Raw genomic sequence first — 13,432 nt, 5'->3', positions numbered from 1 at the left:
GCCGTCTGCGGAAGAACCACAAGCGGAAGAGCCGGATTCCGTACCGGCTCCCGACGCCCCCGCGGCGCACGACGCGCCCGCGACGTCTCCCGGCACCGTGCCCGCCGCGGGAACCACGAACCAGAACGGCGGCGCGCCGGCCGGACCCCCCGCCACCCTCGGCGCCGCGCCCACCCGCCCCGCGACTCCGGCGGACGCCGCCGCCAACGGCAACGCCGCCGTGTCTGAGAGCAACGCCACGCCTGAGAGCAACGCCACGACCGAGGGCAGAGCCACGACCGAGAGCGATGCCCCGCGCAAGAGCCGGGCCGGCCGGAACCTCCCCGCCGCGATCGGCGTCGGGGTCGGCCTCGGCGGCGTCGTCGTCGTCTCCCTGTTCGTGTGGAAGTGGCTCTTCCTCGGCCTCGTGATCGCGGCCGTGTGCGTCGGCGTCTGGGAGATGGTCCGCGCCGTCAGCGTCCAGAAGGCGCGCCCCCCGCTGGTCCCGCTGCTGCTCGGCGCGCCGCTCATGGTCTGCCTGGCCTGGTTCGGCGGAGCCGAGCGGCTGCCGCTGGGCCTCCTGGCCACGCTGCTGCTCGTCTTCGTGTGGCGCTTCGCCGACGGTGTCGCGCACTATCAGCGGGACGTGACCGCCGCCGCGCTCATCGCCGTGTACGTGCCCTTCCTCGGCTCCTTCGCGGCGCTGCTCGCCTATCCGGCCCACGACGGCAGCGTGCGGGTCCTCGTGACCGTGCTCGCCGTGGTGCTGTCGGACACCGGCGGGTACGCCACCGGTGTCTTCCTCGGCAAGCACCCCATGGCCCCGTCGGTCAGCCCGGCCAAGTCGTGGGAGGGGTTCGCGGGCTCGGTGGTGTGGACCGGTGCCGGCAGCGCGATCGCCCTGCCGCTGCTGGTCGACGGCGCCCTGTGGTGGCACGGCGCGATCTTCGGCGTCGCGGTCTCGATCGCGTCGGTGCTCGGCGATCTCGGCGAGTCGCTGATCAAGCGCGACCTCGGCGTGAAGGACATGAGCAACCTGCTGCCCGGCCACGGCGGCCTGATGGATCGCCTCGACTCGGTCCTGCTGGCGCTGCCGACCGCCTACGCCGTCCTGGCCTTCCTCGTGCCGTGGACGCGATGACCAGCCAAAACGAGGGTGAACGCGCGGTAATCGGGCCGTGATGAGTCGCCCGGCCGTGCTGGTCGGCGGTCTTGGAGATCATGCGGCGCGGCATGGGACACTGGAAACGCCATGACGCAGCTTCCCGTACTGAACCTGTCCCCCAGCGCGGCCGGCACCACCCCCGACGGCCGTCGCGCCGCGCTGCCCCCGCGCCACCTCGCCGACCTCGACCTCGCCGGCCGCCGCGCCGCCGTCGCCGAGCTCGGGGAGCCGGCCTTCCGCGCGCAGCAGGTCTCCGCGCACTACTTCGGCCGCCTGGTGCGCGACCCGCAGGAGATGACCGACCTGCCGGCCCGCACCCGGGAGGCGATCACCGGGACGCTGCTGCCGCGGCTGCTGGAGCCCGTGCGCGAGCTCGCCACCGACAACGGCACCACCCGCAAGACCCTCTGGCGCCTGCACGACGGCTCGCTCGTGGAGAGCGTGCTGATGGGCTACCCGGACCGGGTCACCGTCTGCGTGTCGAGCCAGGCCGGCTGCGGCATGGCGTGCCCGTTCTGCGCGACCGGCCAGGCCGGCCTGACCCGCAACCTGTCCACGGCGGAGATCGTCGACCAGGTCGTGTGGTTCGCGGGGCTGGCCGCGCGCGGCGCGCTGCCCGGCTGCCCGGACCGGCTCTCCCGGGTCGTGTTCATGGGCATGGGGGAGCCGCTGGCGAACTACAACCGCGTGATCGCGGCCGTACGAAGGCTGACCGAACCGGCTCCGGAGGGCCTTGGGCTGTCGCAGCGCCACATCACGGTGTCGACCGTCGGGCTGGTCCCCGCCATGCGCCGGTTGACGCAGGAGGGGCTGTCGGTGACGCTTGCGCTGTCGCTGCACGCGCCCGATGATGATCTGCGCGACACGCTCGTGCCGGTCAACCAACGTTGGAAGGTCGCCGAAGTGCTTGATGCCGCGTTCGAGTATGCGGCTCGCACCGGTCGGCGCGTGTCCATTGAATACGCAATGATCCGGGATGTGAACGACCATCCGTGGCGAGCGGATCTGCTCGGTCGGCTCTTGTCCGGCCGTCTCGCACATGTCAATCTCATCCCGCTCAATCCGACACCGGGTAGCAAGTGGGACGCGAGTCCCAAGCCGGTGGAGCGGGAGTTCGTCCGGCGTCTCCGGGCCGCGGGTGTTCCCACTACGGTGCGTGACACCAGGGGTCGGGAGATTGACGGCGCCTGCGGGCAGCTTGCGGCCTCCGGAGGTGGCAAGGTGGGAGAGCGTAAGAACGGCTTGCTAGCACGGCGAGCGAACGAGGAGACACAGTGAGTCAGGGTCAGCGGTTCCGGCGCCGTGCGATGCGTCGGGGATACAAGGTCGACGAGGTCGACTCGTTCCTCGACCGGGTGGAGGCAACCCTCTCCGGAGACTCCATGGGCGCGCCGGTGAGCGCGCAGGAAGTCCACGACGTGGTCTTCCGTGTCCGCTTCGGCGGCTACGACGAATGGCAGGTCGACCTGCACCTCGACCGCGTCGAGCGCCAGCTGGCCGAGCACGAGGAGCGCGGCAGCGGCGGCGGCTTCGGCCGGGCCCTCGACTCCCGCAGCGGCGAGCTGCGGATGGCTCCGGAGCGCATGGAGCCGCAGCGCATGCCCGAGCGCATGGAACCGCAGCGCATGCCGGATCGGATGGAGCCGCAGCGCATGCCCGACCGGGTCGGCATGACGCCCCCGCCGGACCGCATGGGCCCGCCGCCCGGCCAGGACCGGATGGGTCCCCCCGGACCCGACCGCATGGGCCCCGGCCCGGACCGCATGGGCCCGCCCGGACCCGATCGCATGGGCCCGCCGCCCGGCATGGACCGCATGGGCCCGCCGATGGGCGGCCCCATGGACCGTCCCGCCGACCGCACGATGGGCATGGACCGCCCGGTGGACCGCACCATGGGCATGGATCGCCCCGCCGACCGGACGATGGGGATGGACCGGCCGGTCGACCGCACCATGGAGCGCCCCGCGCCCCCGCCGCCCGGCGCGCCCCTGCCGTCCCGCCCCACGCCGCCGCCCCCGGCCGGCCCGCCCGGTGGCCCCGGCGGCCCCGGCTACGGCCGCTACGACGAGCCCACCTACGGCGGCGCCTTCGACGACGACCGCGGCTACGACCAGGGCCCGCGCGCCCCGCGCGCCGACATGACCGCCGAGATCCGCATGGAGCGGCCCGAGCCGCCGGCCTACGGTGGCCCCGGCCCGGACCGCGATCCGTACGGCGCCCCGCCCGAGCGGGACCCGTACGGCGCGCCCCAGGGCGACCCGTACGGCGGCCCGCCCCAGCACCAGTCGGGCGAGGTGGCCCGCATCGACCAGCTGCGCCGCACGTTCCAGCTGCGCCGCTTCGGCAGCGGCTACGACCGCGCGCAGGTCGACCGCCTGTTCGAGGGCGTGATGGCCTCGCTGACCGGCCGCGGCGGCCCGCTGACCGACGGCGACCTCGACCCGTCGCACTTCAATCTGGTGCCCGGCGGCTACTTCGAGGCCGAGGTCGACGCGGCGCTGAAGGAGGTCCGCGACATCGTCACGCGACGTCGCTGACCGACCGCAGAACGTAGACGAGGGCGCGTCCGGCCGAGCCGGGCGCGCCCTCAGTCATTCGCACAGTTCGAAACATGACACTTGCTCGGAACCGGCGGCCAGCACGCAGCGTGACCGATCGGGGCCGCAACGTGTCCGAATTGTCGGACCCTGCGGAAGACCATGACTCGGGTCCGCTGGGGTGCGGACCGTCGCTCCCGCCAGACACCGCTCGGCGCTGGCGCGCCGTCGCTGCCAGGTCCGCGGTTGGTCACCCCGAGCCGTCCGCCGGTCCCCGGCGCCGAGACGCCGGGCGACGAGCGGCCCGGAAAAGCTCAGCGCAGGCCGTTGCGGCGCAGGACCCAGTCGCCGACGAGGGCGAGCACGAGCAGGCCCGCGCACACGATGAGGAAGATGTCCTCGACCCGCCCGTGGTGGTTGCCCACGAGCATGGTGAGCAGGACCAGCGCCGAGACGGCCGCGCCGATGCGGGCCGCGCGCGGGTGACCCGGCTTGTGCTGGTCGGGAGAGGTCACTGGCTCGTGCTCGGACACGGTTCGGTCCTTTCGGCGAACGAAAAAGCGGCCGAGGCCGCAAAGGCTTCCGTAGAAGAGTCTGGCATGCGGCACCGGCCCGGACGGTTGCGGGTCGGTCGGGTAGCGTCGTTCGCGCAATCTGCGGTACCGATCGAGGAGGACAGCGGTGCGGATCACCGGGACCGGCCATGCCAGCCTGCGCATCGACACGCCGGCCGGGAGCATTCTGTGCGACCCGTGGGTGAACCCCGCCTACTTCGCCTCGTGGTTCCCGTTCCCGGACAACTCGCTGCTGGACTGGGAGGCGCTGGGCGACTGCGACTACCTCTACGTGTCGCACCTGCACCGCGACCACTTCGACGCCGAGCACCTCAAGCGGTTCGTGTCGAAGAAGGCGACCGTGCTGCTGCCGGAGTTCCCGACCAGCGAGATGCGCGACGAGCTGGAGGCGCTGGGCTTCACGCGGTTCCTGGAGACGAAGTCGGAGCAGGTGCACGAGCTCGACGGCGGACTCAAGATCATGATCCAGGCGCTGACCTCGCCGACCGACGGGCCGATCGGGGACTCGTCGCTGTGGGTGGAGTACGACGGCGTGCGCGTGCTGAACCAGAACGACGCGCGCCCGACGGACCTGACCACGTTCAACGCGCTCGGGCACGTCCACGCGCACCTGCTGCAGTTCTCGGGCGCGATCTGGTATCCGATGGTCTACGAGCTGCCCGAGGCGGCCAAGCGCGCGTTCGGCAAGCAGAAGCGCGACCGGCAGTTCGACCGGACCTTCCGCTACATCGACGACCTCAAGGCCTCCAACGTCGTGCCGATCGCCGGCCCGCCCTGCTTTCTCGACGACGAGCTGTGGCAGTTCAACGACATCTTCGGCGACGAGGGCAACATCTTCCCCGACCAGTGGGTGTTCCAGCAGGAATACGCCAAGGTCGGCGGGACGAACTCGACCGTGCTGCTGCCCGGCTCGGTGATGGAGCTCACCGCGGACTCGGCGGTCACCACCCACCCCACCGACGTCGAGGAGTTCTTCGCGCACAAGCGCGAGCACCTCGAGGAGATGCGCGCGCGCAAGAAGCCGGTGATCGAGGCGGCCAAGGCGACCTGGCGCCACCCCGAGGTCGACGTGCTCAAGGAGATGAAGGCGCGCATCGAGCCGCTGCTGGACGAGTCGGTCTATCTGGCCAAGGGCGTCGGCGGGCCGGTGCGCTTCGACCTCGTCGGCTACGACGGCGAGTCGGTCGAGTCGATCGTGGTGGACTTCCCCGAGAAGCAGGTGCGGGCCTACGCCGACGAGAAGGTGCGGTACCGCTTCCGCACCGACCGCGCGCTGGTCGAGCACCTGCTGTTCATCGAGGAGGTCGACTGGGTCAACTCGCTCTTCCTGTCCTGCCGGTTCTCGGCCGCGCGGATCGGGCAGTACAACGAGTTCGTCTACGCGTTCTTCAAGTGCCTGTCCGAGGAGCGGCTGCAGTACGCCGAGGGCTGGTACGCCGAGCAGAAGCCCGACGCCGAGGACATCAAGCTCGGCGACTGGATCGTCCAGCGCCGCTGCCCGCACCTCAAGGCCGACCTGACGCGCTTCGGCATCATCGACGGCAAGACCCTGACCTGCCAGCTGCACGGCTGGAAGTTCGACCTGGAGAGCGGCCGCTGCCTCACGAGCGTCGGCCACGAGCTGCGGTCGCGCCCGGCCGGCACCCCGGCGCCGGGCGAGTAAAGGTTGCTCGACAAGGTTCGCAAGCTCCTGGCCAAGGCCGAGGACCCGGCCTGCACGCCGGAGGAGGCCGACGCGCTCACGGCCAAGGCGGCGGCGCTCATCGCGAAGTACGGCATCGACCAGGCCCTGCTCGACGCCCGCGAGGCGCGGCGGCAGACGGTCGGCAACCGGCTCGTCGAGCTGTCCGCGCCCTACCTGCGCGAGAAGGCCTACCTGCTGCACGTCGTGGCGGCCGCGCTGCGCTGCCGGTCGATCCGGCTCGAGCGCCGCACCGCCGACGGGCTGCGGGTGTCGGTGCACCTGTTCGGCTTCGCCTCCGACGTCGCCGGGGTCGAGCTGCTGTTCGCCTCGCTGCTCGTGCAGGCGGCCCGAGGGCTGCTGCGGGAGCCGGTGCCGGACGGGCAGCAGGCGGCGGCCTGGCGGCGCTCGTGGCTGATCGGGTTCGGCTCGGCGGTGCAGCAGCGCTTCGCGGCCGCGTCCGCGCAGGCGGAGGAGCCCCCGGCGCCGGGGACCGCGCTGGTCCTCGCCGACCGCGAGCGCGCCGTGGACCTGGCGGTGGAGGCGGAGTACCCCAACGTGCGGGCGGGCCGCCGGCGCCGGCTCAGCGGCGGGGGATTCGAGGCCGGCAGCGCGGCCGGGCGGCGGGCGGACCTGGGCGCCGTACGCGTGGAGACCAACGCCCGCCCCGAGGTCACGACGCGGACGTGACGCCGGGTGGCGCCTACGTGTGGGGCATCTGCGGGCCTGGGCGCCTACGCGTGGAGACCAACGCCCGCCCCGGGGTCACGACGCGGACGTGACGCCGGGTGGCGCCCACTTGTCGGGCATCACCGGCCCCGGCACGCCGACGCGCATCGCCTCGAGCTGCGCGCTGAAGGCAATGCCGAGGAAGAGCACGATGCCGGTCGCGTTCGCCCACAGCAGCAGGGCCATGATCCCGGTCAGCGCGCCGTACGTCGCCCCGAACGCCCCGCTGCCCTGCACGTAGAGGGCCAGCAGCGCGCTGATGCCCCACCACAGCGCCGTGGAGAGCGCGGCGCCGAACAGCAGCCAGGAGAAGGCCGGCTGGCGGCGCCGGGGCGCGAACCGGAAGATCGCGGCGACGGCGGTCACGACCAGCAGGACGCTCCCGGGCCAGCGGACCACCTGCCACACCTGCGCGACCGGGGCGCCCCAGCCGGGGTACCGCGTCCGCAGCGAGGCCCCGAGGGCGTCCCCGGCGACGAGCATCAGGAACCCGGTGAGCGCGGGCAGCCCGGCGACCGCGGCCAGGATCGCGGCGCGGGCATACTTGAGGTGCGCCGGCCGGTCCCGCTCCACCCCGTAGATCCGGTTGGCGCCGCGCTCGATCTGCGCCATCGCGGTGGCGAGCGCGACCAGCCCGGTGAGCAGGCCGAGCAGCAGCGCGACCTCGCCCGCCCGCTCGGACGTGCCGGGCGCGAGCAGGTCGTGGACGATCTGCTCGCTGGCGCCGGGGGTGAGGGCGAGCACGGTGTCGGCCACCACGTCGCCGCCCTCCGCGACGCCGAGCTTGCCGGCCAGGCCGGACAGCGCGATGAGGAAGGGCACGATGGCCAGGCACAGCTGCAGGCCGAGCGCCCGCGCGTGGCTGAACCCGTCGCCGTAGCGGAAGCGCAGGAACGCCTCGTGCATCAGGGCCCAGCCCCCGTGGTGACGCAGCGCCTGCCACGCGTCGTCGGCCGAGAGCTCGTCCCGCGACATCGACCGGGTCTCCGGCACCTGCCTCGTGCTGCTCACGACGTCGGCGTTCCCAGCGCGCCCGCGCGGGAAACGCACTCGTGACGCCGCACGCACCCGGGCGACGCGCGGGGGCGCCTCCGCGCGGGTGACGCCTGGGCGTCTCGCGTTCGCCTCCCGCAGGTGACCGCGCGGGGCGTTTCGCGTTCGCCTCCGCGCGGGTGTTCGCGTTCGCCTCCGCGCAGGTGACCGCGCGGGCGTCTCGCGGGCACCTTCGCGCGGGTGACCGCGCGGGCGGGAGCCGGGGTGGAAATCCGTCGCGCCCGCGCGGGCGACCCGCCATGCTGGGAGGGCGGGGCGGGCGCCTGACGACCGCCGTGGACGCCCCGCCGCGTGGCCCGGCGCACACGGGCGAGAGGCCGCGGCAAGCCCGCCGCGGTGAAGGTGTGGTGGCACCGCGACCGGCCCCATCGCCCACACCTCCGGGGAGCGTCCCTTCCCAGGAGGTGTTGCATGTCCAGCCGCATGATGTCCGCCGACCTCGCCGAGCACGCGGGGGAGTCGATCCGGCTCGCCGGATGGGTCCATCGGCGCCGGGTCCTCGCCCGCGTCACGTTCCTGATCGTGCGCGACCGCGCGGGCCTGGCCCAGGTCGTGGTCCCCGCCGGCGTCCCCGTGCCCCCGGAGGAGTCCGTGGTCGAGATCTCCGGCACCGTCGTGGCCAACGCGGCCGCGCCCGGCGGCTTCGAGGTCGCCTACGAGGCCATCGAGGTGCTGTCCGAAGCGGAGCCGCCGCCGGTCGAGCTGTTCCGCCCCGAGCTCGAGGCGAGCCTGCCGGCGCTGCTCGACCACGCCGCCGTCAGCCTGCGCCATCCCGCCCGGCGGGCCGTGTTCGCCGCGGGCGCGGCCGCGGTCGGGGCGTTCCGGGCCACGCTCGACGGGCTCGGGTTCACGGAGGTCTTCACCCCGAAGATCGTCGGCGGCGCCACCGAGAGCGGCGCGAACGTGTTCGCCCTCGACTACTTCGGGCGCCGGGCGTACCTCGCCCAGTCCCCGCAGCTCTACAAGCAGACGATGGTCGGGGTGTTCGAGCGCGTCTACGAGGTCGGGCCGGTGTTCCGGGCCGAGCCGCACGACACCTCGCGCCACCTCGCCACGTACACGTCGCTCGACGCCGAGCTCGGGTTCGTCCGCGACCACCGCGACGTGATGGCGGTCCTGACCCGGGTCGTGCGCGCCATGACGGAGGCGGCCGGCCTCAGCTCGGTACAGCTGCCGGAAACGATCCCGGTCGTGCACTTCTCCGAGGCCCTGAAACTCGCCGGGGCCGACCCGGAGGAGCCCGACCTCGCCCCGGAGCACGAGCGGGCGCTCGGGGCGTGGGCGCTGGCCGAGCACGGCTCGGACTTCGTCTACGTCGAGGGCTACCCCATGGCCAAGCGGCCCTTCTACACGCACCCGCAGCCGTCCGAGCCGCGCTGGTCCAACTCCTTCGACCTGCTGTTCCGGGGCCTGGAGCTGGTCACGGGCGGGCAGCGGCTGCACCGGTACGCCGACTACGCCGCCGTGCTCGGGGAGCAGGCCGCGGGGCTGGAGGGCTACCTGGAGGCGTTCCGGCACGGGATGCCGCCGCACGGCGGGTTCGCGATCGGGCTGGAGCGGTTCCTGGCCCGGCTCTCCGGGGCCGCGAACGTGCGCGAGACGACGCTGTTTCCGCGGGATCTGCACCGCCTCGCGCCCTAGGGCCGGCCGTAAATCGATTGCCCGGCATCAAATGATGATCTATAATTGATACATGCGTACGAACGGGGACGGGATCTGGGATTCACCGCGCTGACTCATGGGGGCACGCTCGGCGTGCGTCGTATCGGCCCAGCTCAGACCGCTGTTGAGGGAAATCCGGCGGGAGCAGTAGAGGCCCTGATGGAGAGCGGCCGGCGGGGGGAGCTGCCGGCCGCACTCCGGCTCTGATCCACATAGGACAATCGGCCGGGTGTGGGCTCGCGCCGCGCCCGGCCCCGGCCTGACGCAACCTGACACAATGGGGGAGTGAGCCCTCGCGAGATCGTGCTCCTGGGATCCACCGGATCCATCGGCACGCAGGCCATCGATATCGTCCGGCGCAACCCGGACCGCTTCCGGGTCGTGGCGATCGGCGCCGGCGGCGGCAACGTCGCCCTGCTCGCCGCCCAGGCCCTCGAGCTCGGCGTCGAGGCCGTCGGGGTGGCCCGGGCCAGCGCCGCCCAGGACCTCCAGCTCGCCTTCTACGCCGAGGCGCAGCAGCGCGGCTGGGCCACCGGCGACTTCAAGCTGCCGAAGATCCTGGCCGGCCCGGACGCGATGACCGAACTCGCGCAATGGCCGTGCGACACGGTGCTCAACGGCGTCGTGGGCTCCCTCGGGCTCGCACCCACCCTCGCCGCCCTCCGGGCCGGCCGCACCCTCGCCCTGGCCAACAAGGAGTCGCTGGTCGCCGGCGGCCCCCTGGTGCGCGCGGCCGCGAAGCCCGGCCAGATCGTCCCGGTCGACTCCGAGCACTCCGCGCTCGCCCAGTGCCTGCGCGGCGGCGCCCGCGGCGAGGTGCGCCGGCTGGTGCTCACCGCCTCCGGCGGCGCCTTCCGCGGCCGGACCCGCGACCAGCTGCGCGACGTGACCGTGGCCGACGCGCTCGCCCACCCGACCTGGGACATGGGCCCAGTGGTGACCATCAACACCGCCACCCTGGTGAACAAGGGGCTGGAGGTGATCGAGGCGCACGAGCTGTTCGCGGTGCCGTATGCCGACATCAAGGTCATGGTTCACCCGCAGTCGGTGATCCACTCCATGGTCGAGTTCGACGACGGCTCCACGCTCGCCCAGTGCAGCCCGCCCGACATGCGCATCCCGATCGCCCTCGCGCTCGGCTGGCCCGACCGGGTCGCCGACGCCGCGCCCGCGGTCGACTGGACCAGCGCGCACACGTGGGAGCTGCGGCCGCTGGACGAGGAGGCGTTCCCGGCGGTCTCCCTGGCCAAGGCGGCCGGCGAGGCCGGGCGGTGCCGCCCCGCGATCTACAACGCCGCGAACGAGGAGTGTGTCGCGGCGTTCACAGCGGGTGATCTGCCGTTCCTCGGCATCGTGGAGACGCTCGAGCGGACCCTGGCCGAGGCCCCGGATTTCGCGGAACCAGGTACCGTCGATGACGTGCTCGCCGCCGAGTCCTGGGCGCGGGCCCACGCTCGTGCGCTCATCGCCGCGGGCGCCGACCGGAGAGGGGCCGAATGACCTTCGTGCTGGGGATTGTCCTGTTCGCGCTGGGCATCCTGATCGCCGTCGCGATCCACGAGGCCGGACACTTCTGGTCCGCCCGCTGGTTCGGCATGAAGGCGACCCGCTACTTCATCGGCTTCGGGCCGACGATCTTCGCGTTCAAGCGCAACGGGGTGGAGTACGGGCTCAAGGCCCTGCCCTTCGGCGCGTTCGTGAAGATCGTCGGGATGACGCCGCAGGAGGAGGACGTCGACCCCGAGACCGGCAAGTCCGGCGCCGACGACCCCAAGGCCATGTGGCGCTTCCCGGTGTGGAAGCGCACGATCGTCATGGCGGCGGGCTCCATCACGCACTTCGCGCTCGCCCTGATCACGCTGTGGGTGCTGTTCTCGTTCGTCGGCATCCCGGACGCGAGCAAGGTCAACGAGGTGCCCGTGCGCGTGGGCACGATCAGCCAGTGCGTGAGCCCGACCTACCAGTACGACCCGGCGACGAAGAGCCAGAAGGCCTGCGACCCGGCCAAGGACCCGCGCAGCCCGGCCGCCCAGCTCGGCCTGCAGCCCGGGGACATCATCCTGGCCATCGACGGGCGGTCCATCGTCGGCAACCAGGCGCTGCGCGACGAGCTCAAGGCCGACGTCGGCAAGTCCGTGACGGTGCAGTACAAGCGGGGTGAGCAGACGCTCAGCGGGACCGCCGCGATCCCGGAGGCCCAGCGGATCAAGTCGACCATCGACCCGGGCAAGACCGCCGACCAGATCACCCCGGACGACCTCGAGCGCGGCGGCATGCTGGGCATCACGGTGGACATCCGCAGCAGCGACCTGCCGGTCCTGCGCTACGGCCCCGTCGACGGCATCAGCCAGACCGGGTCGGCCACCGCCACGCTCGTCGAGCGCACGTTCGCCTCGTTCAAGCAGATCCCCGAGCGCATCCCGAACCTGTTCAAGGCCATCTTCGGCGAGAAGCGCGACCCGAACACCCCGGTCAGCGTCGTCGGCGCGAGCCGCATCGGCGGGGAGCTGTTCGAGCTCGGCGACTGGGCGTCGCTGCTGTCGCTGTTCGCCACCCTGAACCTGTTCTTCGGCATCTTCAACCTGTTCCCGTTGCTGCCCATGGACGGCGGGCACATCGCGATCGCCTGGTTCGAGCGCGTCCGCTCGTGGCTCGCCGCCCGACTCGGCAGGCCCGACCCGGGCCGCGTCGACTACTACAAGCTGGCGCCGCTCACCCTCGCGGTGATCGGTGTCCTCGGCGTCTTCGTCCTGCTGACGGTGACGGCCGACTTCGTCAACCCGATCACGCTGAAGTAAGCACTCTTTCGCGAAGGTAAGGGTCCATTCATGACCGCAGTCAGCCTCGGCCTGCCCGCTGTGCCGCCACCCGCGCTGGCACCCCGGCGCAAGTCCCGTCAGATCATGGTCGGCCCGGTCCCCGTCGGCGGCGGAGCCCCGGTGTCGGTGCAGTCCATGTGCACCACGCTCACCGCCGACGTCAACAAGACGCTGCAGCAGATCGCCGAGCTGACCGCGTCCGGCTGCCAGATCGTCCGGGTCGCCGTGCCGAGCCAGGACGACGTCGAGGCGCTGCCCGCGATCGCGAAGAAGTCGCAGATCCCGGTCATCGCCGACATCCACTTCCAGCCGAAGTACGTCTTCGCCGCGATCGACGCCGGCTGCGCCGCGGTCCGGGTGAACCCGGGCAACATCCGGCAGTTCGACGACAAGGTGAAGGAGATCGCGAAGGCGGCCACCGACGCCGGGGTGCCGATCCGCATCGGCGTGAACGCGGGCTCCCTGGACAAGCGGCTGCTGGAGAAGCACGGCAAGGCGACCGCCGAGGCGCTGGTCGAGTCCGCGCTCTGGGAGTGCTCGCTGTTCGAGGAGCACGGCTTCCGCGACATCAAGATCTCCGTGAAGCACAACGACCCGGTCGTGATGATCCGGGCGTACCGGCAGCTGGCCGAGCGGTGTGAGTACCCGCTGCACCTCGGCGTGACCGAGGCCGGCCCGGCGTTCCAGGGCACGATCAAGTCGTCGGTCGCCTTCGGGGCCCTGCTCGCCGAGGGCATCGGCGACACCATCCGGGTCTCCCTCTCGGCCCCGCCGGTCGAGGAGATCAAGGTCGGCCAGGCGATCCTCGAGTCCCTCGGGCTGCGCGAGCGCGGCCTGGAGATCGTCTCGTGCCCCTCCTGCGGCCGCGCCCAGGTCGACGTCTACTCGCTCGCCGACCAGGTCACCGCGGCGCTGGACGGGTTCCCGGCGCCGCTGCGGGTCGCGGTCATGGGCTGCGTCGTCAACGGCCCCGGCGAGGCCCGCGAGGCCGACCTCGGCGTCGCCTCCGGCAACGGCAAGGGCCAGATCTTCGTCAAGGGCCAGGTCATCAAGACCGTGCCCGAGTCGCAGATCGTGGAGACCCTGGTCGAGGAGGCGCTGCGACTGGCCGAGGAGCAGGGCGTGGAGCTCCCCGAGGAGCTGCGCGGCCTCGGCCCCACGGTCACCGTCCACTGACGGTCGTCTTCACCGGGGCGAGGGGTATGTGCAGCCATCTTCGGCATGATCTGGCA

General features: G+C 72.4%; 11 protein-coding genes. 9 read left to right on the top strand and 2 right to left on the bottom strand.

All coding sequences use genetic code 11. From position 1 onward, the window contains the following. The first annotated feature begins 97 nt into the window (after positions 1-97). From AC6JBM_RS36185 to AC6JBM_RS36175, 3 genes are all read left to right on the top strand, one after another. Complete coding sequence (locus AC6JBM_RS36185; RefSeq protein ID WP_497978437.1) at positions 98-1,120, top strand: phosphatidate cytidylyltransferase; 1,023 nt, start codon at positions 98-100, stop codon at positions 1,118-1,120. A gap of 111 nt (positions 1,121-1,231) precedes the next feature. Then, the gene (gene rlmN / locus AC6JBM_RS36180) at positions 1,232-2,422 is read left to right on the top strand and encodes a dual-specificity RNA methyltransferase RlmN (RefSeq protein ID WP_497978436.1); all 1,191 of its coding nucleotides are present in this window, start codon (positions 1,232-1,234) and stop codon (positions 2,420-2,422) included. Then, positions 2,419-3,681 (top strand): DivIVA domain-containing protein, encoded by a 1,263-nt coding sequence (locus tag AC6JBM_RS36175; protein ID WP_497978435.1) that lies wholly within the window; start codon positions 2,419-2,421, stop codon positions 3,679-3,681. The genes rlmN and AC6JBM_RS36175 overlap by 4 nt, the downstream gene beginning before the upstream one ends. 314 nt (positions 3,682-3,995) lie before the next feature. Here AC6JBM_RS36175 and AC6JBM_RS36170 read toward each other — a convergent pair whose 3' ends face one another. Continuing rightward, positions 3,996-4,214: a DUF2631 domain-containing protein gene (locus AC6JBM_RS36170; RefSeq protein WP_497978434.1), complete on the bottom strand. Its 219-nt coding sequence runs from the start codon at positions 4,212-4,214 to the stop codon at positions 3,996-3,998. A 154-nt stretch (positions 4,215-4,368) separates the two neighbouring features. On the opposite strand from AC6JBM_RS36170, the gene AC6JBM_RS36165 reads away from it, so the two are divergent. Both AC6JBM_RS36165 and AC6JBM_RS36160 read left to right on the top strand, forming a co-directional pair. Further along, on the top strand, positions 4,369-5,919 hold the full coding sequence (locus tag AC6JBM_RS36165) for a Rieske 2Fe-2S domain-containing protein (protein WP_350621152.1): 1,551 nt from the start codon (positions 4,369-4,371) through the stop codon (positions 5,917-5,919). A 3-nt stretch (positions 5,920-5,922) separates the two neighbouring features. Next, positions 5,923-6,627, top strand: a complete 705-nt coding sequence (locus tag AC6JBM_RS36160; RefSeq protein ID WP_497978433.1) for a DUF2786 domain-containing protein — start codon at positions 5,923-5,925, stop codon at positions 6,625-6,627. Positions 6,628-6,702: 75 nt separating this feature from the next. Here AC6JBM_RS36160 and AC6JBM_RS36155 read toward each other — a convergent pair whose 3' ends face one another. Further along, positions 6,703-7,677 (bottom strand): YihY/virulence factor BrkB family protein, encoded by a 975-nt coding sequence (locus tag AC6JBM_RS36155; protein WP_497978432.1) that lies wholly within the window; start codon positions 7,675-7,677, stop codon positions 6,703-6,705. A gap of 453 nt (positions 7,678-8,130) precedes the next feature. Between AC6JBM_RS36155 and aspS the strand changes: the two genes are divergently transcribed. From aspS to ispG, 4 genes are all read left to right on the top strand, one after another. After that, positions 8,131-9,360 carry an aspartate--tRNA(Asn) ligase gene (gene aspS, locus AC6JBM_RS36150; protein WP_497978431.1) on the top strand — a complete coding sequence of 410 codons (1,230 nt, stop codon included), beginning with the start codon at positions 8,131-8,133 and terminating at the stop codon, positions 9,358-9,360. Positions 9,361-9,684: 324 nt separating this feature from the next. Continuing rightward, complete coding sequence (gene dxr, locus AC6JBM_RS36145; RefSeq protein WP_497986588.1) at positions 9,685-10,881, top strand: 1-deoxy-D-xylulose-5-phosphate reductoisomerase; 1,197 nt, start codon at positions 9,685-9,687, stop codon at positions 10,879-10,881. After that, positions 10,878-12,179, top strand: a complete 1,302-nt coding sequence (locus AC6JBM_RS36140; RefSeq protein ID WP_497978430.1) for a M50 family metallopeptidase — start codon at positions 10,878-10,880, stop codon at positions 12,177-12,179. Before dxr ends, AC6JBM_RS36140 begins: the two co-directional genes overlap by 4 nt. A 30-nt stretch (positions 12,180-12,209) precedes the next feature. After that, positions 12,210-13,376 (top strand): flavodoxin-dependent (E)-4-hydroxy-3-methylbut-2-enyl-diphosphate synthase, encoded by a 1,167-nt coding sequence (gene ispG / locus AC6JBM_RS36135; protein WP_350621002.1) that lies wholly within the window; start codon positions 12,210-12,212, stop codon positions 13,374-13,376. The last annotated feature ends 56 nt before the right edge of the window (positions 13,377-13,432 follow it).

The sequence above is a fragment of the Dactylosporangium thailandense genome (assembly GCF_059739745.1).
This window is presented reverse-complemented; position numbering and strand designations above follow the sequence as displayed.

Coding starts and splice junctions, on each gene's coding strand:
- AC6JBM_RS36140 (WP_497978430.1), top strand. CDS start 10,878: ATGACCTTCGTGCTGGGGATTGTCCTGTTCGCGCTGGGCATCCTGATC.
- aspS (WP_497978431.1), top strand. CDS start 8,131: ATGTCCAGCCGCATGATGTCCGCCGACCTCGCCGAGCACGCGGGGGAG.
- rlmN (WP_497978436.1), top strand. CDS start 1,232: ATGACGCAGCTTCCCGTACTGAACCTGTCCCCCAGCGCGGCCGGCACC.
- ispG (WP_350621002.1), top strand. CDS start 12,210: ATGACCGCAGTCAGCCTCGGCCTGCCCGCTGTGCCGCCACCCGCGCTG.